Source organism: Armatimonadota bacterium (assembly GCA_036504095.1).
Classification (GTDB): domain Bacteria; phylum Armatimonadota; class DTGP01; order JAKQQT01; family JAKQQT01; genus DASXUL01.
Map to the genome: position 1 here is coordinate 17,106 of DASXVS010000025.1, position 26,743 is coordinate 43,848.

At 63.0% G+C, this 26,743-nt stretch carries 24 protein-coding genes; 1 reads left to right on the forward strand and 23 read right to left on the reverse strand.

The genetic code is table 11. The features are described 5' to 3' along the window. Window positions 1-242: 242 nt before the first annotated feature. The gene (locus VGM51_05085; protein ID HEY3412420.1) at window positions 243-1,835 is read right to left on the reverse strand and encodes a serine/threonine-protein kinase; all 1,593 of its coding nucleotides are present in this window, start codon (window positions 1,833-1,835) and stop codon (window positions 243-245) included. A 328-nt stretch (window positions 1,836-2,163) separates the two neighbouring features. Between VGM51_05085 and VGM51_05090 the strand changes: the two genes are divergently transcribed. Continuing rightward, a complete protein-coding gene (locus VGM51_05090; protein HEY3412421.1) occupies window positions 2,164-2,868 on the forward strand; it encodes a transporter in 705 nt (234 codons plus the stop codon). Window positions 2,869-3,011: 143 nt separating this feature from the next. Here the strand turns inward: VGM51_05090 and VGM51_05095 are convergent, their stop codons facing one another. The 22 genes from VGM51_05095 to VGM51_05200 all read right to left on the reverse strand — a co-directional run bounded on the left by VGM51_05095 (window position 3,012) and on the right by VGM51_05200 (window position 26,740). Next, window positions 3,012-3,824, reverse strand: coding sequence for a serine hydrolase (locus VGM51_05095; GenBank protein ID HEY3412422.1), 813 nt, complete (start codon window positions 3,822-3,824; stop codon window positions 3,012-3,014). Continuing rightward, the gene (locus VGM51_05100; protein ID HEY3412423.1) at window positions 3,821-4,486 is read right to left on the reverse strand and encodes an NYN domain-containing protein; all 666 of its coding nucleotides are present in this window, start codon (window positions 4,484-4,486) and stop codon (window positions 3,821-3,823) included. Before VGM51_05100 ends, VGM51_05095 begins: the two co-directional genes overlap by 4 nt. 121 nt (window positions 4,487-4,607) lie before the next feature. Then, window positions 4,608-7,358: a glycoside hydrolase family 38 C-terminal domain-containing protein gene (locus VGM51_05105; GenBank protein ID HEY3412424.1), complete on the reverse strand. Its 2,751-nt coding sequence runs from the start codon at window positions 7,356-7,358 to the stop codon at window positions 4,608-4,610. 165 nt (window positions 7,359-7,523) lie between these two features. Next, a complete protein-coding gene (gene hemB, locus VGM51_05110) occupies window positions 7,524-8,504 on the reverse strand; it encodes a porphobilinogen synthase (GenBank protein HEY3412425.1) in 981 nt (326 codons plus the stop codon). A gap of 40 nt (window positions 8,505-8,544) precedes the next feature. After that, window positions 8,545-10,044, reverse strand: coding sequence for a uroporphyrinogen-III C-methyltransferase (gene cobA / locus VGM51_05115; GenBank protein ID HEY3412426.1), 1,500 nt, complete (start codon window positions 10,042-10,044; stop codon window positions 8,545-8,547). Between the two features lie 86 nt (window positions 10,045-10,130). After that, entirely contained in the window at window positions 10,131-11,144 is a 1,014-nt protein-coding gene (locus VGM51_05120; GenBank protein HEY3412427.1) for a Gfo/Idh/MocA family oxidoreductase, read from the reverse strand. Continuing rightward, window positions 11,141-11,641, reverse strand: a complete 501-nt coding sequence (gene ribH / locus VGM51_05125) for a 6,7-dimethyl-8-ribityllumazine synthase (GenBank protein HEY3412428.1) — start codon at window positions 11,639-11,641, stop codon at window positions 11,141-11,143. The genes VGM51_05120 and ribH overlap by 4 nt, the downstream gene beginning before the upstream one ends. 7 nt (window positions 11,642-11,648) lie before the next feature. Next, window positions 11,649-12,854, reverse strand: a complete 1,206-nt coding sequence (locus VGM51_05130; GenBank protein ID HEY3412429.1) for a bifunctional 3,4-dihydroxy-2-butanone-4-phosphate synthase/GTP cyclohydrolase II — start codon at window positions 12,852-12,854, stop codon at window positions 11,649-11,651. 75 nt (window positions 12,855-12,929) lie between these two features. Continuing rightward, the gene (locus tag VGM51_05135; protein HEY3412430.1) at window positions 12,930-13,523 is read right to left on the reverse strand and encodes a riboflavin synthase; all 594 of its coding nucleotides are present in this window, start codon (window positions 13,521-13,523) and stop codon (window positions 12,930-12,932) included. A gap of 61 nt (window positions 13,524-13,584) precedes the next feature. After that, on the reverse strand, window positions 13,585-14,688 hold the full coding sequence (gene ribD, locus VGM51_05140; GenBank protein HEY3412431.1) for a bifunctional diaminohydroxyphosphoribosylaminopyrimidine deaminase/5-amino-6-(5-phosphoribosylamino)uracil reductase RibD: 1,104 nt from the start codon (window positions 14,686-14,688) through the stop codon (window positions 13,585-13,587). Next, entirely contained in the window at window positions 14,685-15,110 is a 426-nt protein-coding gene (locus tag VGM51_05145) for a hypothetical protein (GenBank protein ID HEY3412432.1), read from the reverse strand. The genes ribD and VGM51_05145 overlap by 4 nt, the downstream gene beginning before the upstream one ends. Window positions 15,111-15,131: 21 nt before the next feature. Then, the gene (rpe, locus tag VGM51_05150) at window positions 15,132-15,788 is read right to left on the reverse strand and encodes a ribulose-phosphate 3-epimerase (protein ID HEY3412433.1); all 657 of its coding nucleotides are present in this window, start codon (window positions 15,786-15,788) and stop codon (window positions 15,132-15,134) included. Further along, window positions 15,785-17,557: a protein kinase gene (locus tag VGM51_05155; protein HEY3412434.1), complete on the reverse strand. Its 1,773-nt coding sequence runs from the start codon at window positions 17,555-17,557 to the stop codon at window positions 15,785-15,787. Before VGM51_05155 ends, rpe begins: the two co-directional genes overlap by 4 nt. A gap of 31 nt (window positions 17,558-17,588) precedes the next feature. Further along, window positions 17,589-18,686, reverse strand: coding sequence for a DUF362 domain-containing protein (locus tag VGM51_05160; protein HEY3412435.1), 1,098 nt, complete (start codon window positions 18,684-18,686; stop codon window positions 17,589-17,591). Next, entirely contained in the window at window positions 18,683-18,916 is a 234-nt protein-coding gene (locus VGM51_05165) for a hypothetical protein (GenBank protein ID HEY3412436.1), read from the reverse strand. Before VGM51_05165 ends, VGM51_05160 begins: the two co-directional genes overlap by 4 nt. A gap of 68 nt (window positions 18,917-18,984) precedes the next feature. After that, a complete protein-coding gene (gene aroB / locus VGM51_05170) occupies window positions 18,985-20,088 on the reverse strand; it encodes a 3-dehydroquinate synthase (protein ID HEY3412437.1) in 1,104 nt (367 codons plus the stop codon). Continuing rightward, entirely contained in the window at window positions 20,088-20,633 is a 546-nt protein-coding gene (locus tag VGM51_05175; protein ID HEY3412438.1) for an AAA family ATPase, read from the reverse strand. Before VGM51_05175 ends, aroB begins: the two co-directional genes overlap by 1 nt. Before the next feature lie 2 nt (window positions 20,634-20,635). Further along, complete coding sequence (locus VGM51_05180) at window positions 20,636-21,154, reverse strand: DUF2721 domain-containing protein (protein HEY3412439.1); 519 nt, start codon at window positions 21,152-21,154, stop codon at window positions 20,636-20,638. A gap of 235 nt (window positions 21,155-21,389) precedes the next feature. Next, on the reverse strand, window positions 21,390-23,051 hold the full coding sequence (locus VGM51_05185; GenBank protein ID HEY3412440.1) for a TrkA C-terminal domain-containing protein: 1,662 nt from the start codon (window positions 23,049-23,051) through the stop codon (window positions 21,390-21,392). Between the two features lie 166 nt (window positions 23,052-23,217). Continuing rightward, window positions 23,218-23,709, reverse strand: coding sequence for a shikimate kinase (locus VGM51_05190; protein HEY3412441.1), 492 nt, complete (start codon window positions 23,707-23,709; stop codon window positions 23,218-23,220). Window positions 23,710-23,771: 62 nt separating this feature from the next. After that, window positions 23,772-24,998 (reverse strand): chorismate synthase, encoded by a 1,227-nt coding sequence (gene aroC / locus VGM51_05195; protein HEY3412442.1) that lies wholly within the window; start codon window positions 24,996-24,998, stop codon window positions 23,772-23,774. A gap of 110 nt (window positions 24,999-25,108) precedes the next feature. After that, complete coding sequence (locus tag VGM51_05200; protein HEY3412443.1) at window positions 25,109-26,740, reverse strand: hypothetical protein; 1,632 nt, start codon at window positions 26,738-26,740, stop codon at window positions 25,109-25,111. Window positions 26,741-26,743 lie beyond the last annotated feature (3 nt).

The window sequence follows — 26,743 nt, forward strand, 5'->3', positions numbered from 1 at the left end:
CCAACGCTGGTGGACCAGATACGCGACGCTCTGGGGCGGGTATGGGATATCTTCCGCGAGCCTCAGCAGTCTTCGCGTCGAATCATCGTTGTCGGGCACGGAGGCCCGACCTACCGAATGCGGGCGAGGCGCCCGCGCTCCATTTTCGGGCGAGGCGCCCGCGCTCCATTTTCGGGCGAGGCGAACGCGCTCCATGTTCCGGCGAGGCGCCCGCGCGTCGGGGTTACGGCGGAGTAGGCTAGTTACTGGGTGCCGAGGCGTTGGGCGGCGGCGGCGCCGGCCGGGCCGATGGAATCGATGCGCTGGGCGGTGCGCCACAGATCCTGGGAGGTCTGGCCATTGATGGGGCCGGACCGGTTCGCGTAATCGCCCAGGTTGACGTAAATGACGGCCAGGTTGCTCCGCATCTGCTGCGTCACGTCTTCAGGGCGGTCGGACATCGCGGCGAGCCCGGCGTTGTACCACCGAAGCGCCGTACCCTTGTCCCCGGCCGTGTCGTAATAGGAGCCCAGGTAAATGAGGGTTCTCGGGTTCGCCGGGTCGAGCTGGTACGCCGCATTGAGAAGCCGGAGCGTGTTGTCGCCCGACTGCGACAGGCCAAACTCGATGTACGCATTCACGAGGTTGGCCCTGTCACGCGGGTCGTGTGTGGCGCTGTAGACGCGGACGAACAGGTCCACCGCGCGACCGTAATCGCCGTTATTGTACGCCGCGATGCCGGGCCGGCGAAGCGCGTCTACGGACGCCATCGCCTCCGCCGTGCGCTGCTGCCGGAACTCCTGGCTGCTGGCCCAGATGCCCCAGGCGATCAGGGCGCCCAGCGCCAGCGTGGCGGCCAACGCGGCCATGAAGACACGCGCCTCGTCACTGAGTCGGGGCAGTTTCGGCCATTCAAACGAGCGGCGTGGCGTCGGGATGATGAACGCGCCCGCCGGCTGGGACCCGGGCATGTAGGTTGTGCCTTGTCCCTGCGCGGGCGCCCATGATCCCGGCCCCGGCGCGGATGCCGCAGCCCCATTCGGCGCGCGATGCGCCCGGAGGTCTTCGGCCATCTCGCCCGCGGTGGCATAGCGGTCCTGGGGGCGCTTGTGCAGTGCCTTGCGGATGATCGCCGCCAGGTAATCGGGGATGGTTGGCGGGATGAGGGGCGTTTCGTTGACGATGTTATAGGTTATCGTGACGACGCTCTCTCCGGTGAACGGCTTGCGGCCAACCGCCATCTCAAACAGCATGACGCCCAGGGAGAAGACGTCGGTCCGAGCGTCAATCTCGCCACCCGCGACCTGCTCCGGCGACATATACGACGGCGTGCCGAAAACCTGCCCGGAAAGGGTTATATTGGTCTCCGCCTGAATTCGCGCGATGCCGAAATCAGTGAGCTTGGGGACAGTTGGGGTCACGAGGTGGACATTATCGGGCTTCACATCCCGATGAATGACCCCATGGGAGTGGGCGTACTGGAGGGCATCGGCGATCTGCGCCGCGATGAGGACCGCGCGGTCCACCGGGAACGGCTGGCCACCCTGGAGTGATTCGCGCAGCGTCGGGCCTTCAAGGTACTCCATCGCGATGAAGTGGCGGCCCATATCCTCGCCGACCTCGTAAATGGTGACGATATTGGGATGCGAAAGGCCGCCCGCCGCGCGCGCTTCACGGTAGAAGCGCTGGACGCGCTCATCAGCGGCGGCCGCGCCGACACCAGGCGGCATGACCATCTCTTTCAAGGCCACGCGCCGGTTTACCGCGGGGTCCCAGGCCTCGTAAACAACGTCATTGGAACGCGCAATCTCGCGGCGAAGTTCGTACCTGCCCAGTTTGTTCGCGGAGACAGCCATCAATTACCTTGACGCCATGGAAGCGGGGTTAGGTTCCCGACCGACTGACCACAAAAGCATAAAGACGCGGAGACCAGTGATGAGTTCTGAGTGATGAATGGGAATACCCAGAAGCGGGCGGAGCCCATACGGGCCGGCAGTTCGTTCCGCCACCTCCGAGCATAGGAGAAGTGGGAGGCAAGGATAGAGTTTTGACACCTCATTCAGTAAGCGCGTTGATCCCGCAGTAGCGTTTTGTACTTGACTCGACGCGATGAGCGGGGCAAGAGTGCTGGTGTATATACGACCATATTGGTCGGAATTAACGAGCTGGTTAACAGGAGTTCTTGTGAGGATCAGAGACAAGTACATTTTGTGGGCCGTGGTTGTCGCCGCGATTGCGCTTCCTGCCACGGCGCCTTCCGCCCGAGCCAACAGACGCGACTTCGCATTCACATATGAATGGTGGACCCCAGCCAAGGGTGAAAAGGAAATTGAGGTCTGGAATACCTACGCCACCCATGAGAAGGCTTATCAGGGCCAGGTGGAATTCGAGACAGGAATCACGGATCGACTTACCGTGGCCGCTTACGCACTGCGCGAGAAGACATCGGGCGAATCCGGCGTCAACGGCTATAAAATCGAGACGATCTACCGGATGGGAGACTACAAGGACGGCGCTGTCCTACCTTCCGCGTATCTGGAATACGAGAAAGTGAAGGGTGAGACCGGCGAACTGGAGGGCAAGATCCTCCTCAGCCGGTATAAAGCAGATACAAACCTGTCGCTAAATCTGATCGCGACCCGTCGCACAGGGAGTGGAGCGGAGACAGAAACCGGTTACGCGCTCGGCTATGCGCGTGGGACCAAGAACCCGAAACTACGCGCCGGCCTTGAGGCCATCGGCTCATTCCGCGATCGAGTCCACGGCCTTGGCCCCACCGTGGCCTACGATCTTAGTCCCAGCACGCGCGCCATCCTAAGCACGAACTTCGCCCTGACAAGCCAGGCGGACAACCAGGCGAGGCTCCTGGTTGAGTACGAGTTCTTCTAGACCTCGACTAACCACAAAGGCACAAAGACAGCAAGCGGAGTTGATGATCTCGGTGTGCGGAATAGTGTGCGGAATGCTGATGGCAGACATCATGCGGTGACTCAGCACTCATCCCGGGCCTTTGTATCTTCGTGCCTTTGTGATTAGATTGTCTCTGCAACGTAGCGGTAGCAGGCGAGCGCCATCATGGCCATGATGAGGTTGGCCGCGTCGCGGTTCGTATCGTCCTCTCGGCCTTTGAGGTCTCCGAAGCAGATAGTGAGGGCGAACCAGTCTCCGTTGGGGAGGTAGATTATACCGCAATCGTGGGAAACCTCGTCGAGCGATCCGGATTTTGTTGCGGTGACGGCATCGGGTGGCAACAGATGGGGGATCTTCTCCCTGTACTGCTGCTTTTTCATCATGCCGATGAGGTCCGCGTCCCATTCGGGGCCGTTGAGGCGTCCGTCTCCGGCTAATGTGAGCAGGTAATTGATCTCGCCCGCAGCGATGTAGTTGTGGATTCCCTTCTCAATCAACGGCATGTCGTAGAGTTTGCGAACGCACCGCGTGACGGACAGGCCATGATCCGTGATGAACTTGTTGACGTTCACAACCCCGAGGCGTTCGATCATTATGTTGGTGGCGGTATTGTCGCTCACAACGGTCATCAGAACGGCCACATCGCGTGCGGTGAGGGGCAGGCCGGCGTGCAGCACGTTCAGCACTCCGGAGCCGCCGACCTTGTCCTCGTCGCGTAACGGGAGGATTTCCTCCCAGTCAATTTGTCCCGCCTTCGCCTGGCGAAAGGCCTCCATCAGGATGGGGGTCTTGATGACGCTCGCGGAGATGAACTGCTCGTCGGGCGCACGCTCCACACGGGCGCCGGACGCCGGGTGCTCGAACGCATAGGCGACTCGGCCGGGGATCTTCTCGGCGAGCGCGTCGAGGCTCTGTTTGAGGTCCGCGATCGTCATGATGGGCGGTCCATGTGGTGAGGAACGTCGGTAACCCCTCGCACCCCGGCGAGCGGACTCGGCGTCGGAATCTCACCGGGCTCAAGGTCCGGGTGAACGGCGCCATTCTCGGGCAGCATCTCCTGGGTTTTCGGGTGATGGCCGTAGCCCATCTCGCGCTCTCCGTTTACGCGGGCCGGCATCGGGCGCAAGAGGTATTCATCGATGTAGAACGCCGCGTCCGACACCCGCTGAAGCTCCTCGGCAAAACTGCCGCGAACCCCGTACGACTCCACGCGGACACCCTTCGATTTGAGGGCGGTCACGAGGTCGGCGAAATCACTATCGCCCGAGACCAGGCAGATGGTGTCCACTTTTTGCCCAATCGCGAGGGCGTCCAGCGCGATGCCCATGTCCCAGTCGCCTTTTACACTGCCGTCCGGGCGGACTTTCAGGGGCTTGGACTTCACTTCAAAGCCCATCTGGCGAAGCGCCGTGAGGAAATTGGTGGCGTCCGTTTCCGGTGAACAAATGACGTAGGCGATAGCACGGACGACGGGTCGTCCGGCGGCCACGCGCTCCAGCAGTTTTCCGTAGTCTACGCGCCCATTGTATTGGCGCCGGTAGGAATAATAGAGGTTTTGCGCGTCCACCAGGACGGCAACCTTCTGAGCCAGTTGCATAGTTTGCTCCCACAAGAAACGATGAAGCTGGAACGATGAACGAAGAGAGTCCGGTGCAGACGCGTCTGCGTCCACACCAGTCCAATCCCGGGATTCATCGCTCATCGTTCATCGGTCATCGTTAATATTCGAACTCGACCGTCACGATCTCCTTCGGCTTCGCCGTGATCGCCACAGTCCCATCTTCCATTATCGGCAGGCCGCGCTGCCGTTCCTCGTTCATATTTACTCGCCACGCGGCCTTCGCGCCCGGGATGCCTGCCCTGCCTTCAGCAACCTGCGTGCCTATGTTCCAGAACCGGACGATGCGCGTGTGCCGGTCCTGCGCCATCTTGTACGCGCTGAGGACGAGGGAGTCCGGCTCCAGCAGCAGGCCCGGGCCCCCGCCCTCTCGGGCGGGAAGCGCAAGCCGCACGCGGTTGTAATCGGGGCTTTCCCGTTCAGCCTCGGGCGTCTGCATCGCCAGCAGAGGCGTGTTGAAGGCGTGCGCTGCCTTCCAGACCTTATCCTCTTCCCAAGTGCCCTGGTGGGGCAATACGGCGTAGTGGAAGGTCAACGTGCGTTGGCACTGCGCGTCAGGGGTACGGTCATGCCCCAGCGGGTCGTGCTTGATCATATTGATGCCGTCCACGGCGCGAAGAAGGGTCAGGGCCAGCGTGCCCTCGCCGTCTCGAAGGAGTTCGTGTTCGTAGAGGCCGTCTGTCAGGACCGTTAGCGAGATCCTGGGAAAATCCTGGAGATCAGGAATTCTGTAATTGCCCGAAACGCTCACCCATTGTTCCAACGGGTGCTGCCCAGCCTGGACAGACAACACGTCCCGTGACACAGGAGGCCGCTCGATCACATCGAAAGCGGATTGTGCAAACGTGACACCAGCATCCGAGTCGGTTGGGAACAAGGTTCGGAGGCGGTGGTCTTTCGCCAAGTTCTCCACAACTCTCGTGATCTCCACCCACGGTTGATCCGCTCTCAGGCGGATGGTGGTCTCCACTGGCAAGGACACCCGTTGCAGGCCGCGCGCCTCCTTATCTGAGGATGCGGCGGCGGGTAGGTCCAAAGTCATCCGCGTTCGATACGCAGCAGCCAGGAGCGTGTTCTCAACCAGTTCTATCTGCCCCTCCGACTGGCTGCTGTTGATAACTGCATCGCGGCGGGGCGCTCGATATACATACTCGTCCCCGACATCCCCACCATCTTCCAACGTATTGCATCCGAAATTCCCAACTGGCCCGTTGATTGAGAACGCCCCATCATGACACACGACAACTGATAGAAACTCGTTTTCCAAGCCACCCATGCTCTTCACGAGGGTTGTCCGCTGGCCTTCCGCGCCGGTCGCCATCGTGGCGCCGGCGTTGGAGTGGCCGTCCTGACCCTGGAAGCCGACGACGCGGAAGGCCTTGAAGCCGACGGGTGGGACGTCGGCGGCGCGAACCTGGATGACGAAACGGCGGATTTGCTGGGCCATCGGGAGGACGGTTGGCGAGATGACGCGGGTTTGGCGGATTTCGCTGCTGACGATGTGGAAAGTGACGGGCTCGCCCTCCTCATCGAAGACCGCAACGTTCTGGACGTCGGTCGATTCGTCCGCGACGGCTTTGTAGCGGTTGGGCGGGCAGAGCGCGAAATCGATGGTGACTTCGGCGATATCGGTGCGGGGGAATGAGAGCGCGTTGAAGACGGCGAAGGTCGTGTGGCGGCCTTCCATCTCGACCGTCGCGGGCACCCGGAGATTCTCGGCGATAGCGCCGAAGGCGGTCGCGACGAGTTCGTCGCCGACCTGCCGGACCTCCTCGAAGCGGACCTCCATCTCGCGGTGCACCTGGTCCTGGCTGCAGCCGCAGATGCTGTCGTGCGGGTGGTTCTCCATCAGGCGCTTCCACGCCCAGGTCAGGTACTCGCGCGGGTACTTCTCCCCTACCGCATCCGCGATCGTACAAAGCGGTTCGGCATAGCGTTCCAGAAGCGTCTGGCATCTCGCGTTGGCCTGCTTGAGGTAGACGCGGCTGCTGAGTGTCCCCGGCAGCCCTCCCAGGCTGGGGCCGTGGCGCAATTCGCCGACGACCTTCTGGAGGTCCAGGTTCTCGCTTTCGACACCTTTGAAGTAATCGTCCAGCGTGCTGTGGACCAACTGACCGCCTTCATATTCCGCATTGACCGCCTTCATCTTGCCGCTCAGGTTGGCCTGCGCCTCAAAGTGATCAACCCCGTTCATGAACAGCAGATGGCTGCTGGCGGCGGCGGGCGCCATGTATTTCTCCGTGAGTTCCTTCACACGGGCGACGGCCTCGGCGTGGTCCTCCGGGATGCGCTCGAAATTGTTGTACCAGTAGGCGAGGAAGGAGGTCAGCACGCTGGAGCCGTCCGGCGATTCCCACAGGAACTCCATTTTGTCGCCCGGCCTGAAATCGCGTCCGCGCCCCACCACGGCGTACGGGATGTCAAAGCCCCGGAATATCTGGGGCATCTGGCTGATGTTGCCGAACTGGTCCGGCAGGTAGCCGATCTTCATCGCCCCCCCGAATTCCGCGGCGATACGGTGACCGATGAGCAGGCTGCGGATGGTGGACTCCCCGCTCACCAGGAACTCGTCGTTCAACTGGTACCACGGCCCGACCAGGATCCGGCCCTCGCGGATGAACTTCTCGAGGCGCGGGCGGTTGGCCGGCTTCACGGCCAGGTAGTCCTCCAGAACGATGGTCTGGGCATCGAGGTGGAAGACCTTGAAGTCCGGATCGGAGTCGAGGAGGTCCATCAGGCGATCGATGAGGCGCACGAGACGATAGCGGAACTGCTGGAACGGGAGGTACCATTCGCGGTCCCAATGGGTGTGGGATATGACGTGCAGTGTGCGCGATGTGGGATTGGTCATTCGGTCGCTCCAGGCAAACGGGGGCAATTCTCTTTTGCCCGTATTGTATGCGCGGATGACAGGCCCGGAGCGAAGCGGCGGGGAGCGGTTGCGGTGAGACCGATATGCGTCAGGGACGCACAGATCGGCAGCGCCCCGCGTCTTCCGCGTTGAGCCGGTGTTCGGTCAGTCCTTCAAGAGCCGCGCGGCGTCCTTGGCGTGGTATGTGATGATGATCTCCGCGCCGGCGCGTTTGATGCCGGTGAGGATCTCCATCATCACGCGTTCGCCGTCGATCCAGCCGTTGCGGGCGGCAGCGTGGACCATGGCGTACTCGCCGCTGACGTTGTAGGCGGCCAGCGGGTGGTCGAAACGGTTGCGCGCCTCGCGGAGGATATCCAGGTAGGCCAGCGCCGGCTTGACCATCAGAATGTCGGCCCCCTCTTCCGCGTCCAGTTCCATCTCGCGAAGCGCTTCGCGGCGGTTGGGCGGGTCCATCTGGTACTGGCGGCGATCGCCGAAGGCGGGTGCGCTGTCCGCGGCGTCGCGGAAGGGTCCGTAGAAGCCGCTGGCGAACTTGGCTGCGTAGGACATGATCGGCGTGAGCTCGAAGCCGGCGGCATCGAGGGCGGAGCGGATGGCGGCAACGCGGCCGTCCATCATATCGCTGGGTGCAATGATGTCCGCGCCCGCAGCGGCTTGTGAGACGGCGGCGCGGGAAAGAAGGTCGAACGTCAGATCATTGTTGAGGTAACCGTCCGAGTCCAGGCGGCCGCAGTGGCCGTGTGACGTGTACTCGCACATGCAGGTATCCGCGACGACCATCAGGTCGGGCGCGTGGGTCTTGAGCGCGCGGGCGGCCCTTTGAACGATGCCGTCTTCGGCAAAGGCGCCGCTGCCGCATTCATCCTTGGTCTCCGGCAGCCCGAACAGCAGCACACCGGGGATGCCGAGCGAGAGGATTTCATCGGCTTCGGCGTCCAACAAATCCACGCTCAACTGGTAGACGCCGGGCATGGACGACACTTCGTGGCGCACCCCGGTCCCGGGGACGACGAACAGCGGGTAGATGAAATCGCCCGGTCTGACTTCGGTCTCGCAGACCAGGCTGCGAAGGGCCGGCGTCTTCCGCAGGCGGCGCATACGGGTTATGGGAAAGGCTGACATATTCTAACTCTCGTTTCAGCACGTAGGCACAAAGACCAACTCACAGAATCGCCTTCGTGAGCGCCCCGATGAGGCCGGGGACGCTGTAAGTGTCCGCGGTTACGCGAACGTCGTAGCCGAGTTCGCGAGCGGTCAGCGCTGTCACCGGGCCGATACAGGCGACGGTGACGCCGTCCATTGGGACGTCGCCGATCGCGTCGTGAAAATTCCGCACGGTGCTGCTACTGGTGAAGGTGACAACGTCCACCTGCCCGTTCTCGAATCGAGCCTTGAGCTCATCTGCGCCTTCTCCATCGGGCACAGTGCGGTAGACCGGCAGGACCGTGACCTCCGCTCCGCGCGCGCCGAGTTCCTCCGGCAGCACTTCCCGGGCAACCTCGGCGCGCGGGATCAGGATGCGCTTGCCGGCAGGATTGTCCGGGAAGCCGGCGAGCACGGCCTCCGCGACGAATTCACCCGGCACATAGTCCACGATCAGCCCCATGCCCGCCAGCGATTCGGCGGTTGCCGGTCCAATGGCGGCCAGTTTGGCGGCTCCCAGCGCACGTATGTCTCCACCATTCGCCTTGAGCGCTGCCAGAAGGCAGGCAACGGTATTGGCGGACGTGAAGATGATCCAATCGTAATCCAGAGGCAGGCAGCCGAAGACGGGCGAGCCTTCCAGGGCCGGCATCGGCTCAATTCGGATAGTTGGAAACTCGATGGTTTCGGCCCCGAGTTCTTCCAAACGTTCGCTGAGTTCGGACGCCTGCTCGCGAGAGCGTGTGACGACAATTCTCTTGCCGCTCAGCGGCCGGTTGTCCCACCACCGAAGCGTTTCGCGGAGATTGACGACCTCGCCCACGATGGTAACGGCGGGCGCCTTGAACCCCGCCTCGCGGACGCGGTCCACAATATCGGCCAGGGTGCCGGTGAGAGTCGCCTGATCGCTGGTCGTTCCCCATCGGACAAGCGCCACCGGGGTTTCGGGAGCCTTGCCGTTCGCCACGAGTTCGCGAACGATGTTGGGCAGATTCTCAACGCCCATCAGAAAGACCAGAGTGTCCAGCCCCTCGGCCAGCCCGGCCCAGCGGATAGAAGATTCGGTCTTGCCCGGGTCTTCGTGCCCCGTGATGATGCCGAGGGCCGAGCATAGTTTGCGGTGCGTAACAGGGATGCCCGCGTACGCCGGGGCGGCGATAGCGGAGGTGACGCCAGGCACGATCACAAACGGTACGCCGGCCTTAACGCATTCCTCGGCCTCCTCGCCGCCACGGCCATATACGAACGGATCCCCGCCCTTGAGGCGGCACACCGTCTTGCCGGCCAGCGCCCGATCCACGATGAGCGCGTTAATCTCGTCCTGGGTAAGGGTATGGCGCGACGACTGCTTGCCTACATACACGCGCTCGGCGTCCACGCGGCAATGCTTCAGCAGGCGAGGCGATGCCAGGCGGTCGTAGACGATTACGTCCGCCGCTTCGAGGGCTTCGCGCCCCCGGACGGTGATAAGGCCGGGATCACCCGGCCCAGCGCCAACAAGATAGACTTTTCCGGCCACGCAAGATTCTCCCTATTGCCGAACCGCCAGGGACATAGGCCCCTGCCTGAAGGCCCCCCGGCCCATCGTACTTCGGATGCAGCGTCCTACTCCTCGAAGTCCGCCAATCGTACCGGTACGCCGCGCTGGGCGCTGGCATAGGCCGCGCGGATTACACGCAGGCATTCGAGGCCTTCGTTGGCGGTCGTACACGGCACGCCGTGCCCCTGAACGCACTCCAGGAAGCGCTTGAACACGGCCTGAAATCCCGCGTCCGGCGCCGCGTGATGCCGGTCCCAATGTCCACTCCCCCGGCTGATGGCCACAGTTCCATCGGGCTCGAAGCGCATGGTGCCCTCGTCGCCGTAGATCTCGTTGACCGCGGCGCTCTCTCCACCGAGGCTCCATGCCGCCTGAAGGCTGGTCGTCGCGCCGCCTTCGTGCGTCACAAGCAGCAATGCGGTGTCTTCAACCTCAACGCCGGGACGCAGCGCGCCGATGCGGGCAAAAACGGACTCCACGGTTCCGCAGAAATCCTGCGAAAGATAGACGCCGTGGTAGCCGTTATCCAGCAAACAGCCTCCTCCCGCCGCCGCGCGGCGGATGCGCCAGTCGGCATCGTATCCCGCAGCGCCGGGGTGCCAGCCCATTCCGAGCGATTCCGTGCGGTACAGGAATGGGCGGCCAACCGCCCCGTCGGCAAGCAGCTTTCTGGCGAGTTCGCTTTGAGGCCGCGACCGGTAGTTGTGGATGACGCCCAGCGGAACGCCCTCGGCCTCGGAGACAGCGATCATGCGTCGCGCGGCGGATAGAGTCGCGGCCATCGGCTTCTCCACTAGAACGGGGACCCCAACGCGCAGACAGTCGATCACGATCGTCTCGTGAGACACGTGCGGCGAGTTCACGACCGCGAAGTCCGGGCGTTCCCGCAAGAGCAGCGCGCGATAATCGCTGTACGCGTGCTGGGCCGGGACACCCAAAGCCATCTGGACGGCATAGCGGCTCTCGGACGTAGGGTCCGCGATGGTCCAGTCGCTGACGGCCGCACGACCGAGAGCCTGCCATGCCGGCACGTGGTGGTCTTGAACGATGCGCCCACAGCCGATGATCGCTCCCGTCACGCTTCGGCCCCTTCCGCGATCGGCTGCACCGGCCTGACGCAGAGGGCCATTTCGACGGCGGTCAGGGCGGCTTCCCGGCCCTTGTTCGCCTCGTCCGGGCGGCTCCGCTCAAGCGCCTGGGCCTGATTATCGGTCGTTAGCACGCCGAAGCCGATGGGGATACCCGAGTCAAGGCTCACGCGCATCAGACCCTGCATGCAGCCCTGAGCCACGAAATCGAAATGTGGTGTACCGCCGCGAACTACGGCGCCCAGGGCAACCGCGGCATCGAACATGCCTGTGTTCAGGAGAGCCTGCAATGCGAGAGGCAGTTCGAATGCACCCGGAACGCGAACGACCGTAACGTCCGCCTCAGCCGCCCCGGCCTCACGCAGGGCGGACAGCGCGCCGTTCAGCAGCGCATCGGTCACATCGCGATTGTAGCGGCTTGCCGCAACGGCAATACGCAGACCTTCCGCCGTGACGCCTTCGCCTGTGGTGTTCTCGTAGTGCCTCATCTTCGTGTCAGTGTTCGATCTTCTCGAGCAAGTGCCCCATTTTGTCGCGCTTGGTCTTGAGGTAGCGGGCGTTCATGTCGTTCGGTGTTATCTCCAGCGGGACGCGCTCGACGATTTCTAGGTCATAGCCTTCCATGCCGGCGCGTTTCGCGGGATTGTTCGTCATCAGGCGAATCTTGCTGACCCCCAGGTCCACCAGTATCTGCGCGCCGATGCCGTAGTCCCGCGCGTCCGGCGGCAAGCCCAGCAATTCGTTCGCCTCCACGGTGTCCGCGCCTTCGTCCTGCAGTTCGTAGGCCCGCAATTTGTTCAGTATCCCGATACCGCGGCCTTCCTGCTCAATGTAAAGCAGGAGTCCTCGACCTTCCTGGGCAATCCGGGCAAGGGCCAGTTGCAGCTGGTCGCCGCAGTCACATCGCAGACTGGAAAGGATGTCGCCCGTAAGGCAGGAACTGTGTATGCGTACGAGGGTTGGCTCGCCTGTCGTGACATCGCCCATCGTGAGAGCGATGTACGGGTTCGGATCGACTTTGCTTTTGTAGCCGTGGACACGGAACAGGCCGTACGACGTGGGAAGATCGGTCTCGGCGACCTTCTCGATGAGGCGTTCGGTGCGTCGGCGGTATTTGATTAGGTCGGCGATTGTGATGATCTTCAGGCCGGCTCGATCGGCGATCTCGCGGAGTTCCGGCAGACGGGCGCTGGAACCGTTTTCGCTCAGAATCTCGCACACGACGCCGGCGGGCTGAAGCCCGGCGAGGCGCGCCAGGTCCACGCTGGCTTCCGTGTGCCCGGCCCGGCGCAAGACGCCACCTTCAGCGGCCTGAAGCGGAAAAACGTGTCCTGGGCGCGCCAGATCGGACGGTTTGGCCGCCGGATCCACCAGCGTCTGAATGGTCCGCGCGCGGTCGAAGGCCGAGATTCCGGTCGTCGTGCCGTGCGATGCGTCAACGGTGACCGTGAACGCCGTGCCAAGCGCGGCGGTATTGCGCTGGACCATCAGGGGCAGGCTGAGCTGTTCCAGGCGCGCGGCCGTAAGCGGCACGCAAAGGGTGCCGCGACCGTGCGTGATCATGAAGTTGACGTGCTCCGGCGTGACCTTTTCCGCCGCCATCACGAAATCGCCTTCGTTCTCGCGGTCCTCGTCGTCGGTCACGATCACCATGTGACCCGCGCGCAGGTCCTCCAGCGCCTCTTCTATCTTGCTGAACATAATTCGCTCAGTATCCGGCATCCGGCAATCAGCATTCGGGTTCCGACCTGAATGCTGAATGCCGGTTGCCGGATGCTACTTTCTCTCCGTCATCAAACTGTCAACGTATTTGCCGAGCATGTCGGCCTCAAGGTTCACGAGGTCGCCGGCCCTCTTCGCACCGAGCCCGGTATTCTCCAATGTATGCGGAATCAGGGCCACGGTGAACTCATCCGGGTCCAGGCGGGCAACGGTCAGGCTCACGCCGTCCACGCTGACGCTGCCGTGCGGGATAAGGTAACGCTTCACGAGTTCGGGGGCTGTTATCGCGATGAGATACCATTCGCCCTCCGCGTCCACCCGGGTGACGGTACCGACGCCGTCCACATGACCCTGAACGAAATGGCCGCCCAGCCGGTCTCCTACGCGCATGGCGCGCTCAAGGTTCACGGGAGAGCCGGGCTTCAGCACGCCGAGAGCGGTCTTGCTAAGTGTTTCCGGCATCACGTCGAACCCCACGGAGTCCGCGGCGACTTCCACCACCGTCAGACATACGCCATCCACGGCGATACTGCTGGCCGGTCCCGCGTCCTCACGGACCTTCGCACATTCCACGCGCAGAATAAGGGCTTCGCCACGCGGTTCAACCGCGCGAACCTTTCCAACTTCCTCGATGATTCCAGTAAACATAATCGGAAGGATAAGGGAGACAGGAACCAGGAGAATGCCGCCAATCTCCTGTGCGTCCCGCTTACCTGACAAAACCTCGAAATACAAAATCCCTGCCGCAGCGGCGTATAGTGATATCGCTCAGCCGCGCCGACACCGCCGGCGACGCGAACCCGGCACCCCCGATGGGCGTATGGGCATCGCGCCCGCCCATGAGCGTCGGCGCAATAAAATACAGGACCTCGTTGACACAACCGTCCCGCAGAGCGGTAAAGGCAAGTTCGCCGCCGCCCTCGAGCACGATTCCGGTAACGCCCCGCATTCCCAGCTCCGCAAGCAGTATAGCAAAGTCGGGTTTCCCGTCACGCTCGGGAACGCGGAGCACCACGACTCCGGCCTCGCGCAGACGGTTTTCGCGTTCCGCACTCGCGGTCTCTCCGCAAGCGGCGATGAGCGGCGAGGACGCTGCGGACGCGACGAGGCGGGATTCGACCGGCAGGCGGAGGTGGGAATCCATCACGATTCGCGCAGGCTGCGACCGCGCCTCAAGCGATGAATGCTCGTGGCGGACCGTCAACAGAGGATCATCGATGAGCGCGGTTTCGACGCCGACCATGACCGCTCCGAACCGGGCGCGCAGGCGGTGGACGTATGCTCGAGCGACCGAAGATGTGATCCAACGAGACTCACCGCTTGCGGATGCCGTCTTCCCGTCCAGGGTCATCGCGGCCTTCAGCAGCACATAGGGACGCCCGGTGCGGGCCCAATGCAGAAACGGGGCCAGCAGGGCTGCGGCGCGGCCACCCGGATCCAGCACAGCCGTACCGACTCCCGCCTTCTGAAGCGAATCAAACCCGCCGGATGCCAGAGGGTTGGGATCGCGGACGCCGGCAACCACGCGTGAAATGCCGGCTTCAATAAGGGCCGACGCGCACGGCGGTGTCCGACCGTGGTGGTTGCACGGTTCCAGCGAAACGTAAGCGGTCGCCCCGCGGGCCAGACGGCCGGCCTGCTCCAGCGATGTGACTTCAGCGTGGGGGCCGGGCGGTGGCTGTGTATGTCCGCGCCCGACGACAACGCCGTCGCGAACGATGACACACCCCACCGGAGGATTGGGGTGCGTGCTCCCCACGGCCCGCACGGCTTCCCGGTAGGCCGCGCACATCCATGCTGCATCATTCATCATTTGCCCACGTCATCCGGGTGATCCTTGTGATCCGCGCGAAGGATCCGGTCAACGTCCTCCCGTGTGATGGTTGCCTGGCGGATCGCCTTGCGCGACGCGAGATACTGTCGACTGATCTCGCCCGCATCCATCACCGCCATCAGCAGCAGGAGCACCGTCATGCCCAGGCAAATTCCCCAATAGCCAAGCGTGAGCGCATCTCGCTGTAGAATGGTCGTTCCGGGTAACGGCTGGAGGGCGATGGGAGAGTAGACCAGCATGATGGCGATGCCCATCAGGAGTACGCCACCGAGCAAACGCACAACCTTCTGGCGCGGCGTCAGGGTGACTTCTCCACGCTGGAATTTGAAAAACTCCCGCGCCAGGAACACTGCGACCAGCGCAATGCCCGCTACTCCCCACCAACCGCCCGCCAAACCCATTACGCCCCTCCGTGGTCCGCGCTAACGCAGAGCAGCAATGCCGGCGGCCACACCACCGGGGTGTGAGAAAACAGCTGTGCCCGCGATCAGCACGTTGGCGCCCGCATCCACCACTAAGGGCGCCGTCCTCGCGTCCACTCCGCCGTCAACGGCCACATCGACGTTCGGGCCCAGCATGGCCCGCGCTGCGCGGATCTTTGGCAGCATCGCTTCGATGAATGACTGCCCGCCGAACCCCGGGTTGACAGTCATAATGAGCACCGCGTCGAGGTCGTCCTTCACCCACTCCAGCACGTCCAGCGGGGTGTGCGGATTGAGCGCGACGCCCGCTTTCGCCCCGGCGGCGTGGATAGCCTGCAAAGAACGATGCAGATGGGGCGACGCCTCGGCGTGAACCCAGATCTGATCGCTGCCGGCTTTTCGAAACGCCTCGATGTAGCGATCAGCATCCTGGATCATCAGGTGCGTCTGCAACGGCAGCCCGGTTACCTTACGCACGCTGTTGATGACCGGCACGCCAAACGATATGTTCGGAACGAACGCGCCGTCCATCACGTCGAGGTGAATGATGTCCGCCCCGGCACGTTCGGCTTCCGAGACCTGTTCCCCGATGCGGGCGAAATCGCATGCCAGCAAGGATACGGAAATCTTGATGGCTGGATCGCCCGAGCCGATCATTTCAGCTCCTGACTGTACAATTTGCCATTCAGGAATACGCGGATGCGAACGCCATCACCCACCGTGTCTACGTTCTTGGTGACAACTTCACCGAGCCGATGCTGTTCATCGGCGACAGTGGTTTCACCGCGGTCGTCCACGATAACCAGTTGAACCTCGACTGGCTCTTCATAACCCGTCGCGGGGATCTGGAAGGATATCTTGAAGCTGCGCGGGCGTCCCGTGGGCGCGCCTGCCGCTCCGTACGACGCTCCGGGCGGGGCGGGGTTATCCGGGTTATACGTATCCACCGGAGGCGGTGGGGCGGGCACCGGTACCGGGCCCAGGCTGACAGTGACCTTCACTGTGGACCCCGGCGCGACCTGTTCGGCGGCCGGCGGGTCCTGGTCCATCACGTAGTCCTTCTGGATGTCTTCGCTGTGTTTGAGTGCGGTCTTCTTCACCGCGAGGTTCGCCGCGGCGGCAATTTCCCTAGCGCGGTCTATGGACATCTCCGTAAGCGCCGGCACCGTGGTCATTCTCGGTCCCTTGCTGACCAGCAACAGAATGGTTCGGTTGGGCCTGACGGTGCCGTTGGGCTCCGGGTCCTGGTTCACCACTTCACCGGCGTGACGCCGGTTCTCGGTCATCTTCAGGTTGGACTGGAGGCCCTTGTCCAGGAGAATCTGCTGCGCCTCCCCTTTGTCCTTTCCGATCACATCGGGGACGACAATCTCTTTCTGCGGCTGAAGGGCGTTGTACAGGAGCACGCAGACGGCGACGAGGCCGGCGCCGATAAGCATCAGGATCAGCGCCCGCAAAATGACGACAATCTTCGGATCGCCGTCATCGTAGTAGTCTTCAGTTCGTTCCGGTCGTTTGGTGTGTGTCACTGGTTTGAGCACCTGTGCAGGAGTGAAGTCCAATGGCTTATTGTATCGCAAAGCGTCCTGGATGCGGCGCAGATCGGCCAGCATAGCGGCGCCCTCGGCGTATCGCGCGCCCGGTTCCTTCTCGAGACACCGCATCACGAGGTCGGCCAGGGGCTTCGGAACCGAGGGATTCACGGCGTCTATGGGCCGGGGGGTGTCCTTCGCGTGCTTCAGCGCGACCACGATGGCGTTGTCACCAGGGAAGACCGGCGCGCCCGTAAGCATCTCGTACAGAATACACCCAAGGCTGTAGGTGTCGGAGGCGGGTGTGGGAATCTGCCCCTCGGCCGCTTCCCAAGACGCGCACTGCACCCACCGAAGAAGCGAATTCTGCTCGAGGTCGGGGCTGGCGGAAATGGCGCGCGAAAGCCCGAAATCCGCGACCTTGACGAACGACTGCTGGGTCAACAGCACGTTCTCCGGCCGGAGATCGCCGTGCACGATGCCGGCGGCGTGCGCGGCCGCAAGCGCTTCGGCAATCTCAACGGCGATGTCCACGGCAACGGCGACCGGCATCGGCGCCGTACGCCGGATGCGGTCACGCAGGTTGGCGCCGGGCACAAACTCTGTAACGATGCACACGCTGCCATCGTCCAGGCCGGAATCGAAAACGCGGGCCACGTGCGAGTCGATCAGCGATTCGGTCGCCTTCGCCTCGGCGACGAGGCGGGCCGCGAAGCGGCGGTCACGGGCAAGCGCGGATTTTAGGATCTTCACGGCGACGGTTCGCCCGGTCTCGCGGTCCCGGGCGCGAGCGACGTCAAAGAGCGCGCCCTCGCCAACCCGCTGTTCGAGTTCGTAGCGCCCCGCGATCAGGGGGGCGTCGTTTTTCGATCCAGTTGTGCTTGAGTCCGACATCAATGGTTCTAACGCAAAGTAAGCCCGGCTGTCACGACACGGGCGCCGGGTTCAGGTATGTCTCAAAAAGGCGACCCCAGTCCGAGCGCATGAACTCGCGCACATTGCGGCGGCCCACCATCGGGTACCACCAGCCATCATGATACGCGTTCGAAGCCGCCGGCGCCCATCCGCTCAGCGAGGAATGCAGCAGAGGCTTCTTCAGCAGGCGCAGCGGTCCCTTTCGAAGCATCTGGTCGCCCCAGATGACGAACGATCGCCGTGTGCTGAAACCCCATCTCTCCGCGGCCCGCGCGGTGTCTCCTACTATCTCGATCCGGCTGATATCCGCGCACCCCAACCCGCGGTCATGCGCCATTTTCAGGTACGGGATCGCCATCGGATCAAAACCCATCAGCGACGCCGCGACGCTGTCGATCGCCACCTGATCGGCGCTTGCCAACAACACGTTCTTTTCCCGCGGGACCATGGTGCGGGGACCGGCTCCATCGCCGCACACAGCGCCGTCCATCACCGCGAAGACTCCGGGGTGGATCTCCCTCTGCATCAGGAGAAGGTCCACCAGCGTCTCGTGGATAAACTCGTGGCAATAGTGCCGTACTTCCTTGAGGAGACCGCCAAACGAATTCTTGATCGCCCCCGTGGTTGTGCTGTGTCCGTGGGTCTTTACGGTCGGCATATGCAGCACGTTTCGACCGACGAACATTTTGGGGATTTCAATCCCCTCCGGGAAGATCCTGTTCAGCACCAGGAAATCGTTCGTGAACGGATAGCGTGTCCACTCGACGCTCGGAAGATCGGTGAACGGAATGCCTTCGCGCTTGAGGACCGGCAGCCAGCCATTATTCGCGGCCCCCTTCCAAGGGTCGGTAACGACCGTCTTGTTCTCAACCGGGTAGAGCGACCCCTTGCGATAACCGTCGGCGAGCATGGCCCGGAGAACGCCGTCAAGCTGCCACGGGGGCGAGGAGCACGCCGGATAGAAAAGGGTCCACGACAGGTTGAGTTTGAGGATCGTGTCGCGATCCGGGGAGAGAGCCTGCTGATAGCCGGCGAGGCGCATCACCCGTGCGTAATCGTCCAACACGGTCGATGGGGACGTATTGACGATCGCGACGAGGCTGCTCATTTACGCTTGTTGTCCCGATTCTCGACAGGCACGGCATCCGGTACGAGGCGCCGTGCAATCGCCACGACGACAACCAGGCCGGCAAGGAGTGTGTACTGAGGCGTGAAATCGATGAGGCCGAGACGAACGGGCAGGCCGGGGACCAGGCCGTAGCGCGCGAGATGCGAAACGCCCTGCAGCCCAACGGTGAACAGCCAAAGCGCGGCGGTAAACGATATAATAGTTCTCATGATTCCGCTTTCAACCTCTTCGCAACGCAGAGTCGCCGGGGACGCCTGTTCCCGGTTCGCCGCCCTCCCTACACGGCACCCATGCCAGTCAGGACGGAGCGGACAAGGTCAACCGGCGCCTCGACGCCGGTTTCCACGGCTCCGATACGCGTAGCCATCACCCACCGCACGCTGCCGCCCCGGGCTTTCTTATCGAACGCCATCGCCGCCATCAACTGATCCGCCGTGATACCCGACGGCACACTCGCGGGCAAACCAAGCGCGGTGATCAGGGCCTCGATTCGACGAACCGCATCCCCGGGTGTGATGCCCATTTCCCGGCCTGTGCGCGCGGCGGCGATCATCCCGATAGCGACCGCCTCGCCGTGCCGAAGCCTTCGGTAACCGGCAGCCTTCTCCACGGCATGTCCGGCCGTGTGCCCGTAATTCAGTATGGCCCGCAGGCCGCCCTCGCATTCGTCCGCACTCACAACCCGCGCCTTGCAGGCCGCGGAATCGGAGATGCAGCGAGCCAGTGCGGAAGGCTCGCCCGCCGCGCACGCGTTCACGTTCGCCTCCATGAACTCAAACAGTGGCGCATCGGCGATGACGCCGTATTTCGCCACCTCGGCCAACCCGCTACGAATGTCGCGGGCAGGAAGGGTTCGCAGGACGTCCGGATCGGCAAGGACCGCCCTCGGTTGATGAAAAGCGCCCACCAGATTCTTGCCGATGGGCAGGTTCACACCCGTCTTACCGCCAATGGCCGAATCAACCATCGCCAGAAGCGTGGTTGGAATCTGGATGACGTCTATTCCCCGGAGCCACGTTGCCGCCGCGAACCCGGCCAGGTCTCCTATCACGCCGCCACCCAGCGCCAGCACGCAGCCGTGGCGATCCAGGCCCGCCTCGGCCATCTCGCCGTAAATACGAGCGACCATAGACAGCGATTTCGACTTTTCCCCGGCCGGCACAACCGCCACGCGGAGGTCATATCCGGCCTTCAATAGATCTGACGCGATGATATGCCCGTGTAGTTCCATCAGAACGGGATGTGACACCATTAGCAGGCGCCGTGCGGGGACCAGGTGCGGGAGGATATCCGCGATCCCACCCGTCAGACCGGGGCGAACGATTATGGGGTATGTCCGCGCGCCCAGCTCCACTTGAATCATCTTTTCAGTTCGCTTCATCAGCCCTCACCCCGTGGAACCATTGGCCGGCCCATCGTCGCCGCGAAGTCATCGGCGCCATGCCTGCCCTGTAATACGACCACCGTTCTGGCACCGTCGCGATACCGCTCAATTGCGGCGAGTATCAGCGGTCGCTTTCGCCGATTGAACGTCATCGTGTACCAGACGAACGGCCCGAAATCCCACGTCAACCGCTCAACACACCCTTCGTTCAAGTCGGGGCGGGCTGAGCCGCGGGTGCGCCACATTCGAGCCACGATTCGCCAGGTGCAGCACGCGGAGCCCTCGTCCAGATAGATGATGGTGTCTGCGGCGGTGAACCGGTCGTCCATGGTCGCGCCATAGTTGCCGTCGATGACCCAGGCGTCCGACCGGATCAGGGACTGGTGTATCGCGGCGAACTCGTCACGCGGGCTTTCGACCCAGCCTGGACGCCAGAAATAGCGGTCCAAATGGATGACCTCCAACCCGAGGGCTGTCCCGATACGACGCGCCAGCGTGCTTTTTCCCGAACCTGGGGGTCCGACAACGGCGATGCGACGCATCGTCAGGCCCCTGCTTCGATGCCTTCGACCAAATCCGCGACGAACTGGCTCTCCAGTTCGATTGGTTCGAGAGCGGCCAGCAGTTCCCGCATCGCGAACACAACCGCAGCCAGCACGCTCAGAAGGCCCACGACAAACATGATCGCCGCCACGGTGATGGCCTCGGGCCACTCGATGCTTAAGCCGGAACAGAGCGAAGACACGATGAGGGAACCGATGGCGGTCAGCAGACACAGCAGCGTCCGCTGAATGAGCCTCGCCCGGCGGGTAACGTGCGTGGTCTGGACCTGCAGCATATCCAGAAGCTGCTGATGCCGCGCGACAACCGTCTGGTCATCCTCTGTTGCGTGGTTGGTCAGCCAGTCCTGTTCCTGAAGCCGTTCGCGCTGAAAGGCGCGCAGCCGCCCGACGATCGAGGACAGACGGTTGTAGAACGCAAGGCACATCAAACCACACGCCGAGATGATGACGACAGGGACGACGGACGCGGCGATCACTCTGGACAGATCCTGAACCGGCATATAAACCTCTGCTTTCCGGTAAGTGACTGATTTGGGCGTTCAAACGCCCGTCTATTGTCACAGATGTTAGCGCAACCCGGTCGCGCTGTCCAAAATCGCGCAAAGGGGGGAGCAAGCCCGCCTCCCCCCGGACGCAATCCGTTGCCTGGCGCCGCTAATGAGCCCCGAGCTATTCACGACGTTTGCTGCGCCGGATAACTGCAGCGGGATACGCGATGACAAGCGTGTTCCGCGCTTACCGGGCCACGCCCATCAGTTGCGCAAGCCCCTGAACGAGGAATTGCGCCGTGACGATTTTCAGGATCAGCGCGACGGGGTACACACTGGCGTAGGCGAGGGTGGGCACATCGGTCTCGCTCTGACCCTGCGCCGCCGCGAGGGCCGGTGGGTTGGTCATGCAGGCGCTGAGCGCTCCCATTGACTGCGACACCGTCATCCGGGAGATCGCCAGCATGAGGACGAGAACCGTCACCACCGTGGCCGCGGTTATCAGGGCGCCCGCCCCGAGCAACTGCCACCCGTAGCGCTCAAAGACCGGCAGGAATTTGGATCCGGCCGCAGTTCCCGCGCCGGCCAGGAAGAGCATGAGGCCCAATTCTCGGGAGAAATTGCGCGCTCCGGCGGGGACGTGGAGTCGGAATCGGCCTACGCCTCCGAAGTGGCCCATCAACAGGCTGACGATGAACGCTCCACCCGATGCGCCGAGTTTCACCGCCATCCCGTTCGGGAGGCGAAGCTGGATCACGCCGATCGCGACCCCGGCGGCGAGTCCGAACAGGAACGGCACGAAGTTGGTTTCATCCTGTTTGCGATGTCCGGTGTCAACGGCTCCCGCGAATTGAGCTACGTTCCGGCGCTCGCCCACGATTCGAAGGGTATCGCCAAACTCCAGCGTTGTGCTTCCGGTCGGTGCGAGCTCCACATCCTGGCGCCGGATGCGGGTGATGACGACGCCGTACTCTTCCCAGACGCCGAGATCGGCGATGGTTTGGCCGACGATGGCCTTGTTCGTGACGTCGGCTTCATCCGCCGTGACGGACGTATCGAGGTCGCTCGGTTTGTGCGTTTCCTCGCCGATGAGCATCGCCATCTTGTCGAGTTCGTCATCGGCGCCGACGGCCGTGACGACGTCACCCAGCATGAGCACCGTGTCCGGCCCCGCCGGCATAACGACACCGGCGTGCCGCACGCGCGAAATGTTGGATACGCTGGCGCGATGGGGATTGATTTCGCGAACCCCTTTGCCATCACACGCAGGATTGGTGACCTTGAAATGCCTGGCTTTGAGTCGCTCATTGCGCTTAGCACGGTCCCGGAGCCACTTCTGGTCTTCACCTTTCACCCGCTTCGCCATGAACTTCGGCAGAACCTGGATGAGCAGGACCACGCTGATGGCGCTGAACGGATACGCAATGCCATAGCCGACGGCTGTGAGCGGCGTCTGCGCGGGCCCAAGGATCCCCTTCGCCGTCTCAGTGGCTGAAGCGAGGGCCGGTGTGTTCATCAGCGCTCCGGCAAACAGGCCCGCTCCCAGGTCAAACGGGAGATTGAGCACTTTGACCATGACGACCGTGAGGGCGCAACCCATCAGAACTGCGACGGTTGCTATGAGGGCGTATTGAAGGCCGCGGCGCTTGAAGGTCCGGAAGAAGCTGGGCCCGGCCTGAAGACCCACTGCGTAGACGAACAAGAGGAGCCCGATATCGGTGATCTCTTTTGAAACGGTGTGGCCATAATTCCCGAATACGAGCGCCACCGCAAGCACGCCGGCCGTCCCCAGCGAGATGCCTTTGATAGAGAGATGACCGATCCACGATCCCAGCAGAAGGATGGCGAATAGTACCAGCAGTTTCTCCGCGAAGAGAACCGATAGCAGGTCGTTAAGAGCCGCGAGCATTTATACCCCCTGTTGACTGATGCCTGATTGATGCGTCAAGAGTCGCCTATTGATGAGCGACCGAATCATTAATGATTGATTGCGTCATTCATATGGTGTCATGGATCGGGAGCAAATGTAAACAGCAAGGGGACGTTCCCGCAGCCAAACGGGCCGGTCTGGCGGACTACGGAGCGAGTTCGCGCCATTCGTCGAGGATGGCGGCGACCACCGCCTCGACGGTAAGGCCGGTTGTGTCGACGGTGAAGTGCGCCGATGCGTAGAACGGTTCCCGGGCAGCGAGCACCTCCCCGGCTCCCTGCACGGGGTCGCTGTAGCGGTCCAGAACGGGCCGCCTCTCGCTACTCTGCACCCGCCGGCAGTGTTCGTCGAGACTTGCGGCGAGCCAGACAACCCAGCACCGGGACCACAGCACCTCGCGGTTTCGCGGGCGGAGTATCGCGCCGCCCCCGGTCGCAATGACGACCTGATCCGCGCGAACGGCATCGCGGACGGCGGAGGACTCGAGGTCGCGGAACGCTTCCTCGCCGTCGGTCGCGAAGATATCGGGGATGGTCCGCCCGGTTGTTTCCGTGATGGCCGTGTCGGTATCCGTGAATCGCCATCCAAGGCGCTCGGCCAGCGCGATGCCGACCGACGACTTGCCGCTTCCCATCATCCCGATGAGCGCGATTCTAGGTGGAGAGGGCCGGGGCTGAAGATGCGAGGCGGGGATGCCCACTATCTGTCGGCCCGGGCCGGGGGCCGCCAGAGGTCGGCGATGCGGGCAGCGTAGGCTTCGAACGCGACGCGAATATCCGAGAGGCTATCGGCGCCGAACTTCTCCAGGAAGGCTTGCGCGACAACGATGGCAACCATGGCCTCTCCGACCACTGCCGCGGCGGGCACGGCGCAGACGTCGGAGCGCTCAAAATGCGCGTCAACAGGCTCCAGGGTGCGGATATCGACGCTCCGGAGCGGTTTTCGGAGCGTAGCGATCGGTTTCATCGCGGCGCGAACTACCAATGGCTGTCCGGTCGTGATTCCGCCCTCCAGGCCGCCGGCGCCGTTGGTGGGCCTTTCTATGGCGCCATCGTACAGGATCTCATCGTGGACGCGGCTACCCGGGAGCGCCGCCGCGCCGAAACCGAGGCCAATCTCTACGCCTTTGATCGCCTGGATACTCATCAACGCCCGGGCGAGGCTGCCATCCAGCTTCCGGTCCCATTGGGTGTGGCTTCCGAGGCCCGGCGGGAGTCCTTCGGCAACGACCTCGAAGACCCCGCCGAGCGTATCGCCATCGCCTCGCGTGGCATCGATGGAGGCAATCATCGCGGCCTCCGCGTTTGGGTCCAGGCAGCGAACTTCGCTGTTTTCGGCGCGTTCACTCCACTCGGCGATCGGCCCCGCCGGCGTATCGTCGGTGACGGCGCCGATGCGGGTTACCCGGCCGCGTATATCTACCCCGAACTCCGACAGAAGGCGCTTTGCCACCCCGCCAACCGCGACGCGCATCGCAGTTTCCCGCGCGCTCGCCCGTTCGAGGACATTCCGCAAGTCCGACCGCTGATCATACTTCAGCGCACCCGCCAGGTCGGCGTGGCCCGGACGCGGCACGGTGATAGGCGCGCGGCGGAAGGCTTCGGCTCCCTGAACGGCCTCCGCCGCCTGATCGTCTGTCAGAGGTTCTGCGCTCATCGCCGTGTACCAGTTCGCCCAATCCCTGTTCTCCACCATCAGAGCGACCGGGCTGCCAAGCGTCACGCCGTGGCGTACTCCGCTCAGGATGCGCACGTGGTCGTGCTCGATAGCCATCCGGCCACCTCGACCGTACCCCTTCTGGCGACGGGCCAGGTCAACGTCAATGGCAGACGCCGTGAATGGAAGGCCGGCCGGAAGGCCGTCGATCGTTGCCGTCAGCGCCGGTCCGTGCGATTCGCCGGCCGTGATAAAGCGGAATGGGTTCATGATGGGTATCAGGTTTCAGGTGTCGGGTGTCAGGGTGTCTGGTATTTCAAACGCGAACGGCCCGCCTTGGCGGACCGTTCGCGCATTCTTTTCGATTCGCTGCGTTTCGCCTAGCCCGGCGAGTTCTGGGCGCCTGAATCGTCTTCAACGATGGTCGGCGTCAGGAAGATCAGAAGCTGCGAGTTCTTGACGCTCTTGTCGTGGCTCTGGAAGAAGCGGCCAACGAACGGCAGATCCTGCAGGAACGGGATGCCTCGGGTCGTCACGGAGTCCGTCTTGGTCTGGAGGCCGCCGAGAACGATGCTCTCACCGCTCTTGACGCGCCGGATCGTCTGAAGCTGCTGCCCAATGATGATCGGGGCGGACTGACCGTTCGGGCCGGCGATGAAGCCGTTGATCTGCTGAACCTGCGGGGACAGTTGGACGGTGACGCTGCCATCCCGGTTGATTCGCGGCAGAACGTAGAGGCCGGTAGTCGTCGGGATCTGCTGCAGCGTGCTGGTCGCGATGTTGCCGCCAACGTTTCCCTGCGAGATGCTGGAGGTCCAGATCGGGTAGGATTCGTTGCTGGAGATCGTGGCGCCGACGTTATTGAGTGTGCTGATCAGTGGAGCCAGAATCGTATGGGCGCGGTTGTTCTGCTTGAGAGCAGTCAGCGTGGCGTTTATGTTGCCCTGGGCGATATTCATCGTGATGGTAGGTGTCGCCTGGGTGCCCTGGCCGCCGATGTCGGTTGTGACGTTGCTGTTGAGGACCGAGGTGGACCAGTTCAGCCCGAAGGCGTCCAGGTCGTTATCGCTGACGGTTACGAATTCCGCCTTGATACTTACCTGCTTCACCGGAACGTCGAGAAGCTGGATGATGTTCTTCAACTCGTCGATGGCATCCGGCTCACCGCGAACGAGGAGGCTGTTGTCCTCCTGATACGGGAAGATTGTGTCGATGCCGTCGGGTACGAGGCGGTTCTGGTTGTTGTTGGCGTTGGTGCCGGTGTTGGGGGCCTGCCCCAGCCCGGTGGTTCCGGTGGCGCCGGGCTGTCCGGGCTGTGTGCCGAAGCCGGTCGTTCCACCGCGCCGTCCGCCCCGTGGGAAGCCGATCTGCCCCGCGGAATCCAGTTCCTGGATATCGGCGTTCGCCTGATCGGAGCTGGTATCGCTTCCGATCACGGTCACGGGCCGGACTCCCGGTCCCATCGCGCCGGCCGGGTTGAGCCCGCCTGTCCGTCCATTGGGGAGCAGATTGAGGCTGTTACCCGACGTGAAGGGTCGAACCGAAAGAGAGTCGTCCATGTAGAGCGCAACCATGATGTCTGACGGGCTAGCGCTCCGCAACTGGATCTTCTCGGTTGTCACGATACGGGCCGGCGCGGGAGCGGTGGCTTCCACAACAACGGGCGCCACGGGCGCTTCGGAGTTGATGTAGAAGATGCCATCTTCTCCCTTGTACCAGGGTGTCTTGGTCGCGGTGAGAATGGTGTTGAGGGCCTTCTCAACGGACATGCCGTTGAGGGACACCGTTACCTTCTTGCTGGCCAGCGAAGGGGGATCCGCGATAATGATCTTGGCTCCGCTGCGTTGGGTCAGCATTTCGATGGCCGCGGTAAGGGGCGTATTGCTCAGTTCCAATTGGACCTGGCCGGCCGGTTTCTGAGCCATCAATGGAGCGGCCAGAGAGGCGGCAAGAATGCCGGAGACCGCCAGCCAGAGCCGGGGCCTAGCGCTGTGTCGCCGCGCAGAATTCATCGA